The sequence below is a fragment of the Geoalkalibacter ferrihydriticus DSM 17813 genome, assembly GCF_000820505.1.
In the GTDB taxonomy this organism is placed as follows: Bacteria; Desulfobacterota; Desulfuromonadia; order Desulfuromonadales; family Geoalkalibacteraceae; genus Geoalkalibacter; species Geoalkalibacter ferrihydriticus.
The window spans coordinates 1-21338 of sequence record NZ_JWJD01000007.1; the positions used below are offsets into that span (position 1 = coordinate 1).

The window sequence follows — 21338 nt, forward strand, 5'->3', positions numbered from 1 at the left end:
CGTTGGTTGGACGGGGCACAAATTGGTAGTCCTCCCCAAACACCGCGTTAAGCCCGATCAATCCCCCAACATCCTGAGCATCGTCGGCATGGGAAATCTGCCCAGCTGCGTAGGAATTTGATACAGTTGAATCAAGCAAGATACCGACGAGTCCACCAATGGCAAGGTCAGCATCATCAGCATCAAAACCGACTTCTTCAGGAAGCACTATCCCCTCCCTGTCAGCCTCTACAATGGTTGCTTGAGCATAGGAGTTGTCAATGGTTGATTCCATTACCCCCCCCACCAAACCACCGACATAAAAGTTGCCTGCAACAGTACCTGGGCCATAGAAACTTTTCTCCACCGTTGAGAATGCAATTTCTCCAGCAAGACCGCCGACAGCAATGTTGCCAGTGACATTACCCGCAGCGTAGCTTTCATTGACAGTAGAATAAAGAAGCCCCCCCACCAGCCCACCTACGCCCAGAATACCGGTGACATCACCTGTGGCGTAGCTTTCGCTGATGGTGGAAGAATCAAGGAAGCCCACAAGCCCACCAACGCCCTCAGTGCCCATGACATCGCCCGTGGCATAGCTTCTCTGTATTGTTTTGNTTCCGGTTGCGTAGGAGTTTTCGATATGCACGTTGTCGTCGGCGAGTCCCACCAGGCCACCGAAATTTCTACTGTCGGCTTCTTCTCCAGCACCTGATGCCACATCGCCGGTGGCATGAGAGCCGATGATTTGAGCTCCACTTCGAGCTTCCCCGACAAGCCCACCGACTTCACGAGACAATCCATTGACCGAGCCACTTGCGGAACTATTGATGATGGAGGAGCCGTACAAGGAACCGACCAACCCACCGACAACAGCATTTCCTGAAACACTGACGTTGNCCGAGCCACTTGCGGAACTATTGATGATGGAGGAGCCGTACAAGGAACCGACCAACCCACCGACAACAGCATTTCCTGAAACACTGACGTTGGCATGACTATCGACAATCGTTCGCAGGCTCTCCGTCATCACACCGACGAGCCCTCCAACGTCGTAAGTACCTGCCACTGCGCCATCTGTTACGTTGATATTTTCCAGATGCGTATTATTGCCGGCGAGACCCACAACCGAACCTACTGAGTAGCCTCCAAGGATATCAACATCGGAAAGCGTCAGGTTGCTGATGGTGGTATCCACCACTGTGCCAAAAAGCCCTATGTCGTATTCACCTGGGCGGTCGATAATCAAACCGGAAATCTTTTTATCATTACCGTCAAAAGTTCCGGCATATGGTACTGAGTTTGACCAAGAGCCAATGGGTGCCCAACCCTTGCCGTCATTGGCCAATGCTTCGCCACCGTTGACCTGTAAATCATAGCCTGCCGTCGAGGCATTGAGAATGTTCAACAATTTAAAACTGAAGTCCTCACCAGCAACCGCATTGATATTCTGCAACTGATTCCAATCGGTAATGGTGTAGGGATTTTCGCCATTACCCCAACCACCGGCGAACAACGTGCTCATCATGCGATCTTCTTCACGGGTCACATTGGTCAAGTAGGGTAGTACCACCTCATAACCAGCCTCTGATTCACCACCGGCAGTCAATGTCCAAAGTGAATCATCTTCATTCCAATCGCTGAAGGTGGAGGGCATATGCATTTCCGTCGTAGTTTTCCCTGTTCCACCGGCGCTGGTATTTATGCCGCTTGTGTGCATATCCCAGAAACTGTAGAAAATACTGCCACCAGAGTTCTCACCGATCAGACCGCCAGTTGCCTCTTCACCCAACACCGCTCCATTGGCGAAATTATTAGCTACGGTGCCCTCGTTATAACCGATCAACCCACCAGTGGCGTAGCCGCCTTCCACCAGTCCAGTGGCATAGCTGTTGGTTATACTGCCTGGCTTGGCATAACCAACCAGCCCACCAGTGGCGTAGCTGCCCTGTACCACCGCTGTGGAATAGTTTGTATCAATGGTGCCCTCGTTATAACCGATCAGCCCGCCAACGAAGTTTTTGCCTTCCACCGATCCGGTAGCATAGCTGTTGGTAACGCTGCTGCCTGAGAACTGACCGATTAACCCGCCAACCTGGTTGCCGCCGCCCTTCACCGACCCGGTCACATAGCTGTTGGTGACGCTACCTTGCGTGGCATAACCGATCAGCCCTCCAACGTAGTGTCGACCTGATATAAACACATCAGTCAGACCGATATTTTTTACGGTACCACCAGAGTTGACCCAACCCAAAAGCCCAACATAATCGGTGCCAGGGCGATTGATGGTCAGGTCAGTGATTTCATGCCCCAGGCCGTCAAAGGTCCCGGTAAAGTGAGCAGCGAAAGTGCCGATCGGGGTAAAACCAAGATAGCTTTCACCATCTGGGTTCCAATTCGAGGTGGCTAATGCGTCAATATCAGCGCCCAACTCATAGGTTCCATTGAGGGCGGTATTCATCCACTGCAACTGCTCAATATTGTGGATGACAACTTTGCCATTTTCATTAAATTGGACAGCCGTTCTGTTATTAACTGCATCGAAATACACTCCGCCACCCGTTGCATTGGTGTTCTCGATTGTGGCGTTGACGTTGATGTTGTTGTGAGCATCAAGTGTGAGTTGGGTATTCGTATCCCAAACGAGGTCGGCGCTGACGGTAATATTGCCGGGGTCATCGCCGGCAGCCGGTGTTTGCACGGTAATGTTGTTGTTAGTGAGATTGCTGACCAGAGTATCGGCACCGATAGAGGAACTGGTGCTGACGTTTTCAATAAAGCTCCCCCCGTCTCCTGCGACGATTTCAATATTCGTTGGATCAATCAGCCATTCGCCCGTTTTGCCCTCCGGTGCGTAGGTGGTTACCTGCAGATCAGGCTTGATATCGACCACCGCCGCGCTGGTCTCAACAAACCCGCCATCGCCGCCATGGGGGGCTGAGGCATCCAGGGTACCGGCAACCTCGATGCGGCCATGCTCCATATCCCCCATCAGGTAGATTTCACCGTTTTCCCCCGTCGCCAGTGACTGGGCTTCGGTGATGCCGGTGTGGTTGATGACCGTGCTGGTCAATTCACCCGCTGCTCTGGCGGTGAGGTACACCAGTCCGCCATCGGCCCTGATCGCTCCGCCCTGCTCAATGAGGGCGTCAATAGCGGCCTCTTCCACCTCGATCTTGACCGGACCACCCAGATCGAGCGTGACCTTGCTGCCGGCGCCCATCAACACGTTGCCGCCGTTGGCAGTGAGAGTGCCGCTGTTTTCAATCCGCGCGGCGATCAGAGCGATGGAGCCGCCATTGTGGGCCGTGATGTTGCCCTGATTGACGATGGCGTTGCTGCTGGTGCCTGCAAAGCGGTAGTTGCCCGCCATGAAGTCGTCATTGCTGATGTCGAGGGTCGATGCGACGAAGCCGCCGACATTGACCTGGGCGCCAGAGGAGAAGAGTACGCCGTTGGGGTTGACCAGAAAGACCTGACCGTTGGCGTTGAGCGCCCCCTGAATCACCGAGGCATCTGCGCCGGTCACGCGGTTGAGGGCCACGGCGCTGCTGGAAGGCTGGTTGAAATTGACGGTGTTGTTCTGTCCTATGGAGAAAGAAGTCCAATCCGCCGCCATGCGCTGGGTGTCTTGCGTGACGGTCAGGGTGTTGCCGCTGCTGTTAATGGCACCGGAACCGGCGACGATATTGCCGCCGGTAGGCAAGGTGCCGGCCGCCGCCGTACCAACACAGATCCACAAACTGAGCAGCAAGGCCATGGCCGGCAAACGCAACCGGCAGCGCTTGCCGGCTCCTCTGCCGCGACTTGAAACGATTTCAGCCACGGCGACCAAGGTTCCAAAAGTGTCGTTCCAGATCAGGCGAAAAATTTTATTCACAACATACCTCAGGCAGACAAAAGTGTTCCCATCGCGATTGGTTTCTATCTATCCAGAACTTCAGAACAGATTTTTTTAATGACATATTTTCCAACAAAAAAGCCATCCCCGAGAGCAGGGATGGCGTGAAAACTCGCATCCACCCTTGGCAACCCGGCCATCCCGAAGGATCCGTGGCTTTGCGTCCCTGNCAACAAAAAAGCCATCCCCGAGAGCAGGGATGGCGTGAAAACTCGCATCCACCCTTGGCAACCCGGCCATCCCGAAGGATCCGTGGCTTTGCGTCCCTGAATTGCTTCAGGTTTGCTCTTTACAAGGCGCTGAAATTGTTTTCTCCGGCTATTTTTCGCCGAAAACTTCAACTTTTGCGATTGTCTTGCCGTGCCGGAGCGTTAATCCGCCCCAGCGAATGAAATCAGCGAAAGTCAAATCTAAGGCAACTTTCATTGCATTTTGCAACGACTTTCGATAGGTTTAAAAAACTTAACATCTGGAAATTTCATTGCTGTTTCACGTAGTATTATTTTATTTTAATTTAAAAGTTCGGTCTTCATGTCTGAAGATCCTCGACTTCAACCTATTGACGCCCGCACCGGCAGGCTCTAACCGATCTTGTCGTGTTGGATGCAGAGGTTAACATGTCCGACACCCTGGCCCAATTGTCCCACCTGACGTTGCTGTATGCTGACGACGACACTGTGTTGATGGAGTCGATGGTGGAGATTTTTCGGGAGTACGTCTCCCATGTGATCACCGCGACCCATGGCGAAGCGGCCTGGTCCTTGTACCAGGAGCATCGTCCCGATCTGGTCATTCTCGATCTGGCCATGCCGGGATGTGACGGCCTGGAGGTCGCTCGCCGCATCTGCCGCGAAGATCCCGATCTCCCCATTGCCCTGATGACGGGTCACGACAGCCGCGAAAATATGCTTGCGGCATTCCCCCTGCGGTTGTTGAGTTTTATGGTCAAACCGGTGGATCTTGAAACCCTTGATCAGTTCTTCCGCCAGGGCGCCGACTTGTTGGCACGCCACGGCAGATACCGGATGATTTTTGAGAGCGGTGCCGTTTTTGATCCGATTCTGGGGGAGGTCCACGATCCTGCCGGCGCCCGACATATTCTATCGCGCAATGAAAAAAAATTTCTTGAGCTGATGCTTGCGCGGCGTGGGCAACTCATCGACAGTGACCGTATCTGCAACGAAATCTCCCGTGACAATCCGGACATCATGAGCTGCCAGGGGTTGCGCAACCTGATCCACAGGTTACGTCGCAAACTGGGCAAGGATGTCATTGTCAGCCAAAAAGACCTCGGCTACCTGATCCCCTGATTTTATGTTCTCATCCGCGGTTTCATTCCAGCGCCTTCGCATCCCTCTCATCGTCGCCCTGCTGCTGCATTGGCTGTCAGTGCCGACACTGCTGGATGCCGCCTCGCCGCCACTTTTCGAGCCTTCACCGTTGACCGCTCACCCCGAAACCACGTACTCGGCCACGAGTGTTTCCGTTTCGGCCGAACCGGATGGTTTTGGACTCTCGGAGCGGCCACAGATTCCCTCGACACCCCTGGCGGAGGAGCACAAGCCATTTGCCGATCCCCTTAGTCCTGCACAGGCAAAGGGGTCGACCGACAATTTCGGCAACCAGTTGCGTCAAGCTTTTTCCGAACAACTTTTTTGGGGAATGTACGGCGGAATGATTTTGGTTTTGTTGGTGTACATCCTGACCCTGGGAGTTCTGACACAGCGGAAAATCCTGTTCTGCTACGGTTTAAAGGCGACAACTCTGTTCGTACTAATGTTCATTCACTTCGGCTACGGCTCGCTTCTTCCTTTTCCACCTCAGTTCATGACGCAGGTGGTGCTGGTACTTTTGCCCTTCTGGATCTTCTCTTCCATTCTTTTTTCCCAATTGTTTCTGGACACCGGCAATACCATGCCGGGGGCTCACAAGTGGTTGTGGATTCCTTTTTTCTCGTCCGTTGGCCTGGTGCTTTCGGCTCAGTCAGGGTGGGATGGCTATCCACAGGGTCCGATCGCGGTCTGGTGGAATCTGACCCTGGTGTTGCACATCGGTCTGCTTGTCGGAGCCGGGACCCTGGCGCTACGGCGCGGCGTCACTGACGCCGGTTTTTATCTGGCGGGCCATGGGCTCACACTCTTTGTAGCCGGACTGCTTCTGTTCGCGGGCGCGGACTGGGCCGACAAAGTCACCTCGACAGGCATACTTTTGCCGCTTGCCGTATTGCTTGAGGTGATTCTTCTGGCGACGTCGTTTGCCAGGCGGCTGGCACGCACTCGCCGGGAACACCACGCGCGTGAAAACATGCTGCGGGATCAACGACGGTTTTCCGCATTTGGCAAAAACGTTAAAGCTTCCCAGGAACAATGGGACAGGCCCCTGATTCAGCTCAGAAAAATACTGGATGAGGCTGACGAAAGACTTTCCGGCTCATCACCGCCTAACCCTGGCAGCGATTTTGACTATCTGCGCCTCGCCCTGATACCACGACTGGAGAATAATCTGCGCGACATTCACCGGACCGTAAACGATGTCCGTGAATTGTTGGTTAATGCCTCCACCGAACAGCGTTCCGGCCATGATTAGGTTGCTGTTGATCTTGATGTTGCTGCCGGCAGCCTTGCCCTGTGCCATGGCGGCTCAGTCCGTCATCTTAAATCCGGCCCCGACAATCCTCGTCGCTGCTGATCTGCCCCAGGACTTGCATGGGCGGATGGACTATCTCCTCGATCCAGACGCGCGAATGACCCCGGAAGAAGCTCTTGAAAGTGCCGACTGGCAACCCCTGCAGCAGCTCAACTTCGGCTATCTCGGATATCCGGTCTGGACCCGCGTAACCCTGGCGGCAGAAGCGGAGCCGATGGACGTGCTGCTACAGCTCAAGCGCATGGCTCTGATCGATCTCTACCTGATCCATCCAGAGACGCAGGTCGTACATTATCAACTGGGGCACCGACAAGTCCTCGACCCCGCTGCAATCCGCTACCGCTTTCCGGTTCTCCCGCTTCACCTTGAATCCGGCCGGCCGGTCACCTTGCTGACTCGGATTTATTGCATTGGTCCGATTGAGGTCGGCTCACGCATCAGTAGTGCGGCGGACATCCTGCATCAGGATACTCGGGAACATCTGATCTGGGGCGCGATTTGCGGCATGATGATTGCCGTTGTGCTCAGCAGTCTGATTATCTGGCACGGTTTTCGTCAACGGCTGGTTCTTGCCTACGCCGCCATTGCCCTTACCTCCCTGTTGGCCATAGTGACGGTCAAAGGACTGATTCCCCTGACACCCTATCCGGCCTTAAACAGCCTAGGAGTTTACAGCAGCTGGGTTTTCAGTAACCTGATGCCGGTGACGATGATCGTTTTTGCCATGGTATTTTTTGCCACCAAGGAGACGCTGCCGCTGCTGCACCGGTGGCTGGCCTTGCTTCTGGGTGTGAATCTGGTATTGACGGCGGCGTGGCTGGCCGCGCCGTGGTATCCTCTACTTTATCGCTACACGGCTCTGTTGGGCGGGACAACCTTTCTGACGGGGATTGTATTGACGGGTGTCGGCCTAGTGGGTCTGCGGCGAGGGATAAGTGGCAGTGGTTACTACCTGCTGGGGCAGGGAAGTTTCTTCCTGAGCCTTCAGTTTCAGCTACTTGGTCAATTCGGCCTGCTGCAACGTCAGGAAATTCTTGATTTCGTCATTCCTGTCGGCGCCACGCTGGACATCGTTTTTCTGGCCCAGGCAATGAGCCTGAGGCTCAGCGCCATCAAAAAAGAAATTCACCAACGTCGACGAGAATTTGAACAACGTTCCCGCGAAAGCTCCTTCGGCAAAATGGTCGGGATGGTCATCCATCAATGGCGAGCACCTCTGGCTCGTCAGGCTGCTATGGTGATGGAAACAAAACTGCGCCTGACGCGAAACAGCCAAGCGCGACAGGATCTTGAACGCTTTACCGCGGTGCTGCTGCCCAGGATGCGCGACAATGTCGAGCAGATGGAAAAAACCCGCCAGGAGTTTGAAGCCCTGTTCAGCGAAAATGACAAATTGCTGCGTTTCAACCCGGACTGTTCTGTGGCTCAGGCCTTGTCGGTGGTATCGGGAACAGAGCTTCCGGCACCCTTGCGGACCCTCCGACACCGTCCCGAAGATCTTAAGCCGATCCTCAATTACCCTTTCGCACTGACCCAAGTGATCCTCACCCTCATCGAAAATGCCTGCGACATTATGCGAGAGCGAAGAATCAGCAACCCCGAAATCAATATTTCACTATCTCAGGCGGCAGACATGTCGGTGACCATTACCGTGTGTGACAACGGCGGCGGAATCACTCTCTCCCCTGCGTCACGGTTATTTGACCCGTTTGTCAGCGGCAAGCGGCAGCCCGGAACGGGGATGGGGCTTTATATTGCCAAATTGATCGTTGAATCACGCCTGCGCGGCACCATTACGGCAGCAGCCACCCGTGACGGCGCCCGCTTTACCCTTACCATTCCCGACCGAATGTCAGTAAGTATTTAAGTTCGCAGGGTCGGACCAAGCTAAGTAGCCGGAAATAAACGAAAAGGTTTTTGAAGTACCCCATAAAATCAGGCCATGGGCCGATTTTTGAGGGTAAAATCAGCGCGGGAGGCGAGGGGGTGGATGGCAAGGGCAGAGCTATGGAGTCAATTTCACCCTAAAAAATCGGCCCATGGCGGTAGAAAATGCCCATTTTTTATATTATTGTATATAGATATCAGTGAGTTGACTTGGTCCGACCCCGCGGGCCAAACTCTTATATTAATTTAGAGAAAAATAAAATCATGCCGAAAGAAAAAAATTCCACACCCGCCCGCGACATCGTGCTCGCTTCAACCAGCCCATATCGGCTGCAGTTGCTGCGGCAGCTTGGTTTTCCCTTTCAGGTGGCTGCACCGCAGGTGACTGAAAGCATCGATCAGCAGGTGGCGCCGGAACTTCAGGTCAAGTATCTTGCCTCGCAAAAAGCGTTGAGTTTGGGCGCGAAATATCCCGACGCGCTGATCATAGGTGCCGATCAGGTGTTCATGGATGCCCGCGGGCGCATTCTCGGTAAGCCGGGCAATTTCGAGCAGGCCGAAGAGCAGTTGCGGCAGATGGCCGGCAGGTCTCATGTCTTTTATACCGGGGTCTGTGTTTATGACAGTGCCGGTGGCCAATCCCTGACCGATTACACCACTTATCGCGTGACCCTGCGCAGTCTGACCCGCGACCAGATTCATCGCTATGTGCGACGCGAAAATCCTGTCGATTGCGCAGGATCATTCAAAATCGAGGGTTTGGGGATTGCATTAATGGAAAAAATGCAAGGCGATGATTTCACCTCTCTCATCGGCTTGCCGTTAATTCGTGTGACCGAAATGCTGGAACATTTCGGGGTCGAGATTCTCTGAGGATTCCTTTGATTCGTGCTGAAAGTTCGTTGACCCTCTGAAACCCCCTGTGCGATAATAATCCCTTGGATTTTTAGCGAAACTGTTGACGGTTTTTCAAAAGGCTAAAGCCTAGAACCCTTCGACCGATCCGTTTAAGTGTCTACAAAATAACCGTTTTTCGTTAAATCGAAAGCCTGTCTTCAGCGGATTCCACAATCATGAGCGACACCCCCTTCGTTCATTTGCATCTGCATTCCCAATACAGCTTGCTGGACGGCGCCATCAAAATCGGCGACCTCGTCAAGCGCGCTAAGGAACAGCGGATGCCGGCACTGGCCATTACCGACCATGGCAACATGTTCGGTGCCGTTGAATTTTATCTTGCGGCCAAGGCGGCCGACGTTAAACCGATTTTTGGTTGCGAAGTATATGTCGCCACCGCTTCACGCTTTGCCAAAAGCAATGCCCGCACCTCCTCCGACGCCTCGCACCATCTGGTGCTTCTGGCTGAAAATCTTGAAGGTTACCGCAATCTCTGTCGCCTGGTTTCAGCCGGGTATCGGGAAGGCTTTTATTACAAGCCGCGTGTCGACTGGACTCTGCTGCAGGAATGCAATCAGGGTCTGATTGCCCTCACCGCTTGTCTGGGCGGCGAAATCCCCACTCTGATCGAGCAGGGCAAGATGGACGACGCCCGCCGCCGCTGCGCCGAGATGTCTGAAATTTTTGACAACGAGCGGTTTTACCTGGAATTGCAGGAGAATCTCATCCCCGAACAGACGCGGGTCAATCGCGGCCTCAAGGAGATAGCGCGTGATCTCGGTCTGCCTCTGGTGGCCACCAACGATTGCCATTATCTCACGCGCGACCAGGCCCATGCCCACGAAGTTCTGCTATGCATCCAGACCGGCAAGACCATGGATGATCCCACGCGCATGCGTTTTCCCAACGACGAATTTTACGTCAAGACGCCTCAGGAGATGGCTGCGCTTTTTGAGGATGTGCCGGAAGCGATCAGCAACACCCTGCGTATTGCCGATCGCTGCGAGGTTGACCTCGACCTGAAGACCTATCATTTCCCCCAGTATGAAAAGCCCGCCGAAAAGTCCCTGGAGGATGTGCTGCGTGAAGATTCACGGCGCGGCCTGGATGAGCGGCTGGCCGAAATCCGCAAGGTCCGTCCGGTGAGCGCAGAAGATGAAAAAGTCTACCGTGAACGGCTTGAAACGGAACTCGACTGCATCAATTCCATGGGATTTCCCGGATATTTCCTGATCGTCGCCGATTTCATCAACTGGGCCAAGGATCAGAACATCCCCGTCGGACCTGGGCGCGGTTCGGCCGCAGGCTCCCTGGTGGCTTACGCGATTCGCATTACCGATATCGATCCCATCCCCTACAATCTGCTGTTTGAGCGCTTTCTCAATCCTGAGCGCGTGTCCATGCCCGATATCGACGTCGACTTCTGTATCAGGGGACGTGAAGACGTCATCGAGTATGTGCGACAGAAATACGGTGCGGCCAACGTGGCGCAGATCATCACCTTCGGTACCATGGCGGCTAAGGGTGTCATCCGCGACGTGGGGCGTGCCATGGGCCTGCCTTACGGTGAGGTGGACAAGATCGCCAAACTGGTTCCGGGAGTTCTCAACATTACCCTTGGAGAGGCCCTCAAGCAGGAGCCCAAGCTGCGCGACCTGGTCGATAAAGACGCCAAGGTCAAGCAGCTCTTCAACACTGCTCTGGCCTTGGAGGGTCTGACCCGCCACGCCTCGACCCATGCCGCGGGGGTGGTGGTGACGCCTAATGATCTCACCGAGTATCTGCCGCTTTACGTCGACCCCAAGGCGGGCGGCCAGGTGACGCAGTTTTCCATGAACTATGTGGAAAAAATCGGTCTGGTCAAGTTCGATTTTCTGGGACTTAAAACCCTCACCGTCATCGACAATGCCGTGCGTCTGATTCGCGCGGGGAAAAATCCCGACTTCGATCTGAATCTCATCGGTGACGATGATGCCAAGACTTACGAGCTGCTGTCCCGCGGGGAAACAACCGGAGTTTTTCAGTTGGAATCCTCGGGCATGAAGGAACTCTTGGTCAAACTCAAGCCCTCCTGCTTCGAGGACATCGTTGCGGTGTGCGCTCTTTATCGCCCCGGTCCGCTGGGATCAGGCATGGTCGATGACTTCATTCAGCGCAAACACGGCAAGAAGAAGATCACCTACGATTTTCCCCAGCTCGAGCCGATTCTCAAGGATACCTACGGCGTTATCGTGTACCAGGAGCAGGTCATGCTCATCGCCCAGGTGCTGGCCAACTACAGCCTGGGAGGCGCGGATCTTCTGCGGCGCGCCATGGGTAAGAAAAAGGTCGAGGAGATGGCCAAGGAACGCGAAAAGTTCCTTGCGGGCGCCCGTGACAACAACCTCGATGCAAAAAAAGCCGGGGCGGTTTTCGATCTCATGGAAATGTTCGCCGCATACGGTTTCAACAAATCGCACTCGGCGGCCTACGCGCTGGTGGCCTATCACACCGCCTATCTCAAGGCCCACTATCCCGTTGAATTTATGGCGGCCCTGCTCACCGAGGACATGGAAAATACGGATAAGGTGGTGAAAAATATCGCTGAGGTCCGTTCCATGGGCATCGAAGTTCTGCCTCCCGATATCAATGCCTCGGAGCGCAGTTTCACCGTGCATGACAACGCCATCCGTTTCGGCCTCGGCGCGGTTAAGGGGGTCGGGGGCGCGGCCCTGGAGGTGATAACCGAGGTCCGCCGCGAAACACCGTTCAGCTCACTGCACGATTTCTGCGAGCGGGTTACTTTGCAGAAGGTGAATAAAAAGGTTATCGAGGCGCTGATCAAGTGCGGCGCGTTTGACTCCCTGGGCGGGCGCCGCGCCCAGTTCATGGCGGCGCTGGAAGATGCCATGGAGGCCGGCCAGAGCTTGCAGCGCGAACGCGCTCTGGGGCAGGAATCCCTGTTTGGGATGGAAGAAATCGTCAGCGCCGGTGGCAATGGCCACGGCAAACTGCCTGATGTGGAGGAATGGCCGGAGAAGGTGCTGCTCAGTTTTGAGAAGGAGGCTCTGGGATTTTTCATCACCGGGCATCCTCTGGCGCGCTACCGCGACACCATCAAACGTTTTGCCACCTGTGACGCCGCCGCTTTAGGCGAGCGTTCCGACAAGGAAGAAGTCAAGGTGTGCGGTATTGTCTCGGCGGTGAAAGAACTGACCACCAAAAAAGGCGATCGCATGGCCTTTGCGACCCTCGAAGATCTCAGCGGGTTGGTCGAAATGGTACTCTTTCCCGAGGTTTACCAGGCCAGTTCCGATCTAATCAAGGGGGAAGAGCCGATTCTGGTCAGCGGATCCCTTGACGTCGGCGAAGAAACCTGCAAACTGATGGTCGCAGAGGTGATTTCTCTGCGCGACGTGCAAGAGCGGCAAACAAAAAATGTGCATTTCCGCCTGAGTTCGCCCGGGTTGGACGAAGAACACCTGCGTGGGCTGAAGAACATTCTGAAACAGTTTCCCGGCCGTTGCGGATCATTTATTCATGTTGTCGTTCCCAACGAGTGCGAGGCTGTGGTCGGACTGCCCGATATTCTCAATGTCGCAGCCAGCGATGAATTGATGGAGGCCACGGAAAAGCTTTTCGGCTACCAGGTTGTCACGTTTGAATGATGCCGGTTACTGAAAGCTTTTCTCTTTAATGGAGACAAATCTATGCAATTTTACCTCGATTTTGAAAAACCAATTGTTGAACTGGAGCGCAAGATCAAAGAATTGCGCGAATTTTCTACCGAAAATGTCGATTTTTCAAGCGACATCAAGAAGCTTGAAAAAAAAGCCGCCAAGCTGCGCGACGATATTTTTTCCAACCTCAATCGCTGGCAGCGCACCCAGCTTGCCCGGCATACCAACCGTCCCTACACCCTGGACTATGTGAACAATATTTTCACGGACTGGTTCGAGGTGCATGGTGATCGCAACTTTCGAGACGATCCGGCCCTGATCTGCGGTTTCGCCCGACTCGACGGTGAGCCCTGCGCCGTAATCGGCCACCAGAAGGGCCGCGATACCAAGGAAAAAGTCTATCGCAATTTCGGCATGCCTAATCCCGAAGGTTATCGCAAGGCCCTGCGGGTGATGAAGATGGCGGAGCAGTTCGGTCTGCCGATTTTCTGTTTTGTCGACACGCCAGGCGCTTTTCCCGGCATCGGCGCCGAAGAGCGTGGCCAGGCCGAGGCCATTGCCCGTAACCTGCGGGAGATGGCGGCGCTGAGCGTGCCGGTCATTGTAACCGTAACCGGTGAAGGGGGCTCTGGGGGGGCGTTGGCTGTTGCCGTGGGCAATCGGGTTTTAATGATGGAGTATTCGGTTTATGCCGTTATTTCCCCTGAAGGCTGTGCAGCCATTCTGTGGAACGACGGCACCAAGGGGCCCGTTGCCGCCGAGGCGCTCAAGCTGACGGCGAGCGATATCGCCTCGCTCGGGTGCGTCATCGATGAGGTGATTGCCGAGCCCGTCGGCGGGGCCCATACCGATCCCGTTGGTGCTGCGGTTCAGGTCAAGAAATCACTCAAAAAACATCTGGCCGAATTACGAGAGCTTTCCGGGGAAGAACTGGTAGAGCAGCGCTATCAGAAGTTTCGCGCCATGACCCTGGTGGCTGAGGGGTAATGATGGGCTCCGCATGGTATGCGTATTCGCGCCTGTTTCTTTGCGTGTTGTGTGTTGCGGTGGTGGCCGCCTGCGCGCCGCCGCGTTCACCGGCGCCGGCCGTCACTTCAGCCTCCCCCGAGGTTGCTTCGCCGCAGCGAGCGGGAGATGTCTCGCAGCCGCGTGAACTCAGGGGCTGGGAGCGGCCTTATGAGGTTTTTGGAGAGCGCTATCATCCTCTGCTCAGCCATGAGGGTTTTGTCGAGGAAGGTTTTGCCAGTTGGTACGGCCAGGATTTTCATGGCAAAAAGACCAGCAACGGAGAAATCTACGACATGTATGCCATGACGGCGGCGCACAAGACTCTGCCCCTGGGCATCCACGTCAAGGTAACCAACCTCGACAACGGCAGCGAAACCATTCTGCGGCTCAATGATCGCGGACCCTTTGTCAAGGGACGCATCATCGATCTGTCCTATACGGCAGCCAAGAAACTTGACGTGGTGAGGCCGGGTACGGCCCCTGTGCGGGTTGAAGCTTTGGGTTACCGCCAGGTCGACTCATCCGGGCAGGTCAGCTATGCACAGCCTCAGAATTGGGAGGTGGGCAGCTATTCCGTGCAACTCGGCGCCTTTACCATTCGGGAGAATGCCCAGCGCCTTGCCGATCAGATGCAACGCCAGGAGGGCCATTCGAGCATTCACCAGGGGTATGTGGGGGGACAGCTTTTTTACCGTGTGCGGGCCGGAAAATATCCAACCCTGGCATCGGCCGATGCGGCGAAGCTGCGGTTTGAGTCCCAGGGGTATTCCGGCAGCTTCGTTATTGCGGCCGAGTAAGGTTATTCGTAACTATTCAGCGGCAACGTCCGACAGTACCGCAGGGTGCGGCGGTTGAGTGCTGCGTCAAATGTTTGAGCCGCAGGTGAGTTTTTGCCGCACGTGATGCCGCCGTATCCTGCGGTGCATGCTGAACAGTTACGGTTGTTCATCCTTTCCCTGGCTCTGGTAGCGGCCCAGGAAATCCTGCTTGAACGCCTGGAATTCATCCTGCTCGATGGCCTTGCGGGCCTGGGTCGTGAGGTTCAGATAGAAGTGTACATTGTGTATGGCCGCCAGGGTTGCCGAGAGGATCTCGTTGGCGTTGTACAGGTGATGCAGGTAGGCGCGGGTGAAGTTGCGACAGCAGTAACACTCGCAGGCCGGATCAACGGGGAAGAAATCGCGCCGGTAGCGGCGATGGGTCAGGCGCAGCCGGCCGTGGCTGGTGAACAGGGTGGCACTACGGGCATAGCGGGTAGGTATGACACAGTCGAACATGTCCATGCCGCGTTCGATGCTTTCCAGAATGTCCTCGGGAAGTCCCACGCCCATGAGGTAACGCGGCTTGTTTTCCGGCAGATAGGGAGCCGTATCGTCCACCACCTTCTTCAGCAGTTCCAGTCCCTCGCCGACACTGACTCCGCCTACCGCATAGCCCGGAAAATCAAGATCCACCAAGGCCTGGGCGCAGTCGCGTCGCAGATCCGCATAGACGCTGCCCTGCACAATGGCGAACAGTGCCTGGTCGGAACGGCTGTGCGACTTCAGGCACAGTTCGGCCCAGCGCAGGGTTTTCTTGATGGACTGAGCCGCGTAGGCATGGGTTGAAGGGTAGGGAATGCACTCGTCGAAAGCCATGATGATATCGGCTCCCAGAGCATTCTGAATGCGCGTTGCCTCCTGAGGGCCGAGGAAAATTTCATTGCCGCTGACCTCATGGCGAAAGAAAACACCGTCGTCAGTGATTTTTTTCTTCGGCAATGAAAAGACCTGAAAGCCGCCGCTGTCCGTGAGGATCGGTTTTGACCAATTCATGAAGCGATGCAGGCCGCCGGCTTTTTCCACAAGTCCCTCGCCGGGGCGCAAATGCAGATGATAGGTATTGCTGAGAATGATCTGGGCGCCGGTCTCTTCCACCTGCGCGGTGGTCATGGCCTTGAGGGCGCCATGGGTGCCGACGGGCATGAAAATCGGTGTTTCGATCACCCCGTGGGGAGTGCTCAGGCGTCCGCGACGGGCGCGACTGGTGCGGTCGGTATGCAGCAATTCAAATTGAAACATGGATGGAATTTATCTCCGGGGATGGCAATAACGGCCCCATGTCAGCGGTGATCGCGACACGGTCGCTGATGTTCCTTGTCGGCCCGGTACCATAACAGAAAGGCCTGTTAAAGGCAATTTGACTTGGCGATGCAGAATTCTGTTTCTGACATTTTTGACTCCCTTGATTTTGTCCGGGTCGTCTTCACCCTGGAGTTTCAGGAGCCTTTTGATTTGGATGAGGGCCGCATGCTGCGTTTGCGACGCGATTTGCGCGCGGCCGCGCTTCTCACCCTGGGGGACGAGGAGGCCTACCGCACCCTGTTTGATCCGCCCCTGACGCAGGATCCGGTTGCCCTTAAGCGTTTTCAGCGACCCGGACCGTCCTTCGTGGTGCGTCCGGACCCTGAAAGATGCGGATATTACGACAGCGGTGATTGCTTTGATATGGATGTACTTTTCTGGGGCCGCGGTATTCAGGGTTTGACCGAATTCGCCCATACCCTGCAATCGCTCGGCGCCAATGGTCTTAATCATGGTGAAGGGCGCTTTGATCTGCTGCAGGTGTCGGCCCGCAATCCCTCGGGGGCGCAGGTGCGCCTTTGGAGCGGGGGGCAATTGCCACAGCAACTTGCGCCACCCGTCGTTTCCGTGGCCTGGTGGCTCGACTCCCTGCCGCCTCTGGAGGATCGGGCGACCATGGATTTTGTGACGCCCGCCCGTCTGTTATCCCAGGGCCGCCCCCTGTTCAGACCCACCTTTGCGACTCTTTTTCCGTTCATTCTAAGACGCGTATCGTCCATGGTCCATGCGCACTGCGGGGGGATAGAACTCTTTGATGATCCAAAGCCTCTGCAACTTGCGGCACAAGGTGTCGAAACCCTTGTCAATGAGCTGTTTTGGAAAGACTGGCGAACCCTTGAAGGTGATGGCGGAGCACAGGATATCGGTGGCGTGAGTGGCAGGCTGATTCTTGCTGGTGAGGGATTGGCCGAAATCGGATGGCTGTTGCGGATCGGCTCTCTGTTGCAGTTGGGCAAGGGCGCGGCTTATGGGGCCGGCTGCTATCGGTTGGATTCTTGACAGCTTGCCTATTCAATAGAGCCCAGTATAATGATATAAAGATTAGTAAATTCAAGGGGGTGAATTCATGACCGATCTCTGGGAGGAAAGAAAAAAAGCTCTCGAAAACCAGTATTTTCGCAAGCTGGAAGAGGAGAAGGTTTCCGGTTTACGGGAAGCGTCGAAAGAGCGGTTGGTGCGCGAATGTTGCTATAATCGCTGTCCCAAATGCGGCGAAGCCTTGCAGAAGATGGTTTTCCGCGAGGTTCCTCTCGATAAATGTCCCGGCTGCGGGGGCGTATGGCTCGGACCCAAGGATTTGCAGATTCTCGCTGAAAAGGATCACCGAACCTGGTTTCAGCGCTGGTTCCAGGCCGAGGAAGACAGCAAAACCGGCTGAGGTTCTTCATCGATGTGAGCGTATCTTGCGCCCCTGCCGAGGTTTGCTAGGCCTCGGTGGGGGTTTGTCGTTTTAAAAAGAAGGTACCTGCTCAGCATGCACCGCAGGGTGCGGCGGCATCGCATACGGCAAAAACGCGCCTGCGGATCAAACATTTTTTGTTGTCCCCATAGGAATATGCAATGAATAAAGGCCTCTGGAAACAACTCCTCGTCCTTTTGCTTCTTCTGGTGGCGTTCAATATCTTTTACGTCGCGTCTGTTCCCCCACCCGTCGGGCCTCTCGAAATCAGTTACAGCCGCTTCAAGCAGGGATTGAAGGAGGGCAATGTCGTCGAGGTCACCGTGCAGGGCGACTCGGTGACGGGGCGCTTTCGTGATCCGGTTTCAGATCAGGATCTGCTCTCGGCTGAAGGTGAGCCGATATGGCATGAGGAGTTCCACACGACCCTGCCTCCTTTCCAGGATCCGCGCCTGATGGATGATCTCGAAGAGGCCGGGGTGCAGGTCCATGTCAAACCCGAAGAGGAACCTTCGCCGTGGGCGACGGCTTGGATTTATCTCTTGCCCTGGATCCTGATTTTGGGAGTCTGGTGGTTTGTTTTTCGCAGCATGCGCGGCAAGGGCGGGCCAAGCGGATTCATGAGCAATTTTTCCAAATCCGGCGCCAAGCTCTACACGCAAGAAACCTCTAAAATTAGTTTTGACGATGTCGCAGGTTTACTCGAAGCGAAGCAGGAACTCAGAGAAATTGTTGATTTTCTGCGCGAGCCTGGAAAGTTTAAGCGCATCGGCGGAAAAGTACCGCGTGGGGTTCTGTTGGTGGGTCCGCCGGGCACGGGAAAAACCCTGATGGCACGGGCCGTGGCGGGGGAGGCTGGAGTGCCGTTTTTCTCTATCTCGGCCTCTCAATTCATCGAAATGTTCGTCGGGGTCGGCGCCAGCCGTGTGCGCGATCTGTTCACCAATGCTAAGAAAAACGCACCAAGCATCATCTTTATCGACGAGCTCGACGCGGTGGGCCGCTCCCGCGGTACGGGCATGGGCGGCGGCAGCGACGAGCGCGAACAAACCCTTAATCAGTTGCTCTCTGAACTCGATGGTTTTGAGCCCCATTCCGAAGTGGTGGTCATGGCCGCCACCAACCGCCCCGATGTCATTGATTCAGCTCTGCTACGTCCCGGGCGCTTTGACCGCCAGGTGGTGGTGGATCGACCCGATTGGCGGGCGCGCGAAGAGATTCTCAAGGTTCATAGTCGCCATGTTCCCCTGGCCAAGGATGTGGATCTTCTGGTCATCGCTCGCGGTACCCCCGGTATGTGCGGTGCCGATCTGGAAAGCCTGATCAACGAGGCTGCACTCATCGCCGCCCGTGAAAACGCCACCGAAGTGGCCATGATCCACCTGGAACGGGCCAAGGACCGTATTCTCATGGGCGCCGAGCGCAAGCTCATCCTCACCGAAAGGGAAAAATGCATCACGGCCTATCATGAGGCGGGTCACGCTTTGGTGGCCAGGTTCACCCCTGGGGCCGATCCGTTGCACAAGGTTTCCATTATCCCGCGCGGACAGGCGCTGGGCGTGACTCAACAACTTCCCCAGGATGATCGCTATCATTATCCGCGTTCCTATCTCGATGCCCGTATCGCCGTCAGCCTGGGTGGGCGCGCGGCGGAAAGAGCCCAGTTCGGCGAGGTCTCAACCGGGGCCCAAAACGATCTCAAGCAGGCGACGGAGTTGGCCGAGAAGATGGTCTGCCAGTGGGGTATGAGCGAGCGCATCGGCCCCATGGTCTTCAGTCGCGGCGAGGAGCACCCCTTCCTCGGTCGAAAACTTGCCAGCGACAAGACCTTCAGCGAGCAGATGGCGTGGCTCATCGACCAGGAAATCGAAAATATACTTAAGGCCGGAGAAACTGCTGCCGACCGTATCGTCGAAGAGCGGAGGCCGTTATTGGATAAATTGGCGGAAACTTTGATGGAGGAAGAATCCCTTGATCGAAAGCGTGTCGATGAAATTCTCGGTCTCAGTGCGGGTGATGAGGGTGACATGGGTTGAGGTCGGCGCGACTCCGATGGGCGGGTAAAATGGAGAACAGTGTTTTTTTTATTTAAGAAATCGAAAATATATAGACGCAGGCCTTGACAGGAAAAGCTGATACAAGTATAACAACGTTATATACAAGGAGGTAGGGCTATGGAGAATCAAAAAAAGACGAGTTATTTCGCTGTACAGATTGTCTTGATCGCCGCAAGTTGTGCCGCCTTTGGTGCCGCAATCATTCACTTCATAGGGTGAATCCGCGGTTCCCGCAAACCAGAACAGCAATCTTTTCTCCCCTGGCGTTTGGCCTGCCTTTTGGCAGGCCTTTTTTTTGTGTCAGGGGTCGGATTTAGTTCTGCGTCTCGCGCAGAGAATAGTCTTGTAGAATGCCGTTTTGGTCAAAGAAGATCCGCAGAGTGGTGTGACGGTGAACGATGGGGCGTGGGTCGAGGGCCTTGGCATGAGCGATGCTGCGACCGCTGTACGTCCAGACTTCCGCGTCGGGAAACAAGGGGTGGCGCCCGGCGTCAGGCCTCAAAAAAGGGCGAGAACTGTCGCCGGGGTGGATGATCGACTGGGGTGGGCCGAGATGATTGTAAACGTCCTGGCGGCTGGTTTGACCATGCACCAGGCTGTTGCCGAGGTTTGCGGCGTTTAGCTGACGCGCGCCCGATTCGAGGGACGGACTGCAGGCCGGTAGCAGAGCGAGAAGCGCACAGAAGAACAACCAACGACGAAGAAACATTGAAAACTCCTGCAAGGGGGTGAATGCATTTCTGCTTATCGGTCATGACCCCTGAGGACTTTAGCCGGTTCAGAAACGTATCAGGCCTGCCGCCCAGGTAAAGCCGGCGCCGAAGGTCACGGCTGCCACCAGCTGGCCCGGTGCGATGCGCCCGTTGCGGCGCGCTTCGTCGATGGCGATGGGGATGGACGCCGCTGAGGTGTTACCGAAGCGATCCACATTGACATAAACTTTTTCTTCAGCGATTCCCACCTTTTTCCCCACTGCCTGGATGATGCGCAGATTGGCCTGGTGGGGGATGAGCAGATCGATATCCGCCAGTTGCATTGCGGATTTCTCAAGAACTTTCCCCAAACCCTCACTCATGGCGGCCACCGCATGGCGAAACACCTCGCGTCCTTCCATGCGGATACTGTGCAGGTGCAGATTGTCAGGGCGAGGCGGATTGGCGCTGCCGCAGCCGGGATTGATGAGCAGCGAGGAATGGCGCCCATCGCTGGCCAGATGCATGGCGAGAATGCCGCGCGCGTCCTGGCTCGGACCGATGACGGCGGCGCCCGCGCCGTCGCCGAACAGGGTACAGGTGTTGCGGTCACTCCAATCGACCATTGAAGTCAACACCTCGCCGCCGATGACCAAGGCATGACGAAAGTCTCCGGTGCGGATAAGGCTTTCGGCCAGCCGCAGGCTGTAAAGAAAGCCCGAGCAGGCGGCCGATACGTCAAAAGCCGCGGCGTTTTCGATACCGAGTTGCTCTTGCACCAGACAGGCGGTGGCGGGAAATTTGTAATCGCCGCTGACGGTGCCGACGATGATCAGGTCGATCCGGCCGGGCTCGAGACCGGCATCGGCAAGGGCGCGTCGCGCCGCCGCCGTGGCGAGTTGTGCGACGCCGCTGCCGGGTTCGGCGATGTGGCGGGTACGGATGCCGGTGCGTTCAACGATCCATTGGTCGGAGGTATCGACCATTTTTTCCAGGTCGGCATTGGTCAGGATTTTTTCGGGAACGGCATGACCGGTGCCGAGGATTCTTACATGGGGCGTGACTGGCATGGCTTGTTGACTCCCAAAAC

14 protein-coding genes and 1 riboswitch are annotated in these 21338 nt (G+C 55.6%); of the genes, 10 read left to right on the top strand and 4 right to left on the bottom strand.

Going from position 1 to position 21338, the window contains the following annotated elements; all coding sequences use genetic code 11:
• The coding region (locus GFER_RS14040; protein WP_152611428.1) for a GLUG motif-containing protein at window positions 1–3859 on the bottom strand (3859 nt) is incomplete at its 3' end.
• Window positions 3860–4103: 244 nt separating this feature from the next.
• Window positions 4104–4177: riboswitch (cyclic di-GMP riboswitch) on the bottom strand.
• Window positions 4178–4497: 320 nt separating this feature from the next.
• On the opposite strand from GFER_RS14040, the gene GFER_RS14045 reads away from it, so the two are divergent.
• From GFER_RS14045 to GFER_RS19545, 7 genes are all read left to right on the top strand, one after another.
• Window positions 4498–5190 (top strand): response regulator transcription factor, encoded by a 693-nt coding sequence (locus tag GFER_RS14045; protein ID WP_040100472.1) that lies wholly within the window; start codon window positions 4498–4500, stop codon window positions 5188–5190.
• A gap of 4 nt (window positions 5191–5194) precedes the next feature.
• Window positions 5195–6466, top strand: a complete 1272-nt coding sequence (locus GFER_RS14050; protein ID WP_040100474.1) for a 7TM-DISM domain-containing protein — start codon at window positions 5195–5197, stop codon at window positions 6464–6466.
• Complete coding sequence (locus tag GFER_RS14055; protein WP_161807413.1) at window positions 6459–8393, top strand: sensor histidine kinase; 1935 nt, start codon at window positions 6459–6461, stop codon at window positions 8391–8393. The genes GFER_RS14050 and GFER_RS14055 overlap by 8 nt, the downstream gene beginning before the upstream one ends.
• A 284-nt stretch (window positions 8394–8677) precedes the next feature.
• Window positions 8678–9286 carry a Maf family protein gene (locus GFER_RS14060; RefSeq protein ID WP_052446438.1) on the top strand — a complete coding sequence of 203 codons (609 nt, stop codon included), beginning with the start codon at window positions 8678–8680 and terminating at the stop codon, window positions 9284–9286.
• 200 nt (window positions 9287–9486) lie between these two features.
• The gene (gene dnaE / locus GFER_RS14065; RefSeq protein WP_040100478.1) at window positions 9487–12957 is read left to right on the top strand and encodes a DNA polymerase III subunit alpha; all 3471 of its coding nucleotides are present in this window, start codon (window positions 9487–9489) and stop codon (window positions 12955–12957) included.
• Between the two features lie 42 nt (window positions 12958–12999).
• Entirely contained in the window at window positions 13000–13956 is a 957-nt protein-coding gene (accA, locus tag GFER_RS14070) for an acetyl-CoA carboxylase carboxyl transferase subunit alpha (RefSeq protein WP_040100481.1), read from the top strand.
• On the top strand, window positions 13956–14774 hold the full coding sequence (locus tag GFER_RS19545) for a septal ring lytic transglycosylase RlpA family protein (protein ID WP_040100483.1): 819 nt from the start codon (window positions 13956–13958) through the stop codon (window positions 14772–14774). Before accA ends, GFER_RS19545 begins: the two co-directional genes overlap by 1 nt.
• A 138-nt stretch (window positions 14775–14912) precedes the next feature.
• On the opposite strand, the gene tgt is transcribed toward GFER_RS19545, so the two are convergent.
• The gene (gene tgt, locus GFER_RS14080) at window positions 14913–16037 is read right to left on the bottom strand and encodes a tRNA guanosine(34) transglycosylase Tgt (protein WP_040100485.1); all 1125 of its coding nucleotides are present in this window, start codon (window positions 16035–16037) and stop codon (window positions 14913–14915) included.
• 129 nt (window positions 16038–16166) lie between these two features.
• On the opposite strand from tgt, the gene cas6 reads away from it, so the two are divergent.
• The 3 genes from cas6 to ftsH all read left to right on the top strand — a co-directional run bounded on the left by cas6 (window position 16167) and on the right by ftsH (window position 19535).
• On the top strand, window positions 16167–17099 hold the full coding sequence (gene cas6, locus GFER_RS14085; RefSeq protein ID WP_040100487.1) for a CRISPR system precrRNA processing endoribonuclease RAMP protein Cas6: 933 nt from the start codon (window positions 16167–16169) through the stop codon (window positions 17097–17099).
• A gap of 67 nt (window positions 17100–17166) precedes the next feature.
• Window positions 17167–17478: a TFIIB-type zinc ribbon-containing protein gene (locus tag GFER_RS14090; RefSeq protein WP_040100489.1), complete on the top strand. Its 312-nt coding sequence runs from the start codon at window positions 17167–17169 to the stop codon at window positions 17476–17478.
• A gap of 182 nt (window positions 17479–17660) precedes the next feature.
• Window positions 17661–19535 (top strand): ATP-dependent zinc metalloprotease FtsH, encoded by a 1875-nt coding sequence (gene ftsH, locus GFER_RS14095; protein WP_040100490.1) that lies wholly within the window; start codon window positions 17661–17663, stop codon window positions 19533–19535.
• A gap of 334 nt (window positions 19536–19869) precedes the next feature.
• On the opposite strand, the gene GFER_RS14100 is transcribed toward ftsH, so the two are convergent.
• Window positions 19870–20265 carry a hypothetical protein gene (locus GFER_RS14100; protein WP_040100492.1) on the bottom strand — a complete coding sequence of 132 codons (396 nt, stop codon included), beginning with the start codon at window positions 20263–20265 and terminating at the stop codon, window positions 19870–19872.
• A 69-nt stretch (window positions 20266–20334) separates the two neighbouring features.
• On the bottom strand, window positions 20335–21318 hold the full coding sequence (locus tag GFER_RS14105) for a beta-ketoacyl-ACP synthase III (RefSeq protein WP_040100493.1): 984 nt from the start codon (window positions 21316–21318) through the stop codon (window positions 20335–20337).
• Window positions 21319–21338: the final 20 nt, after the last annotated feature.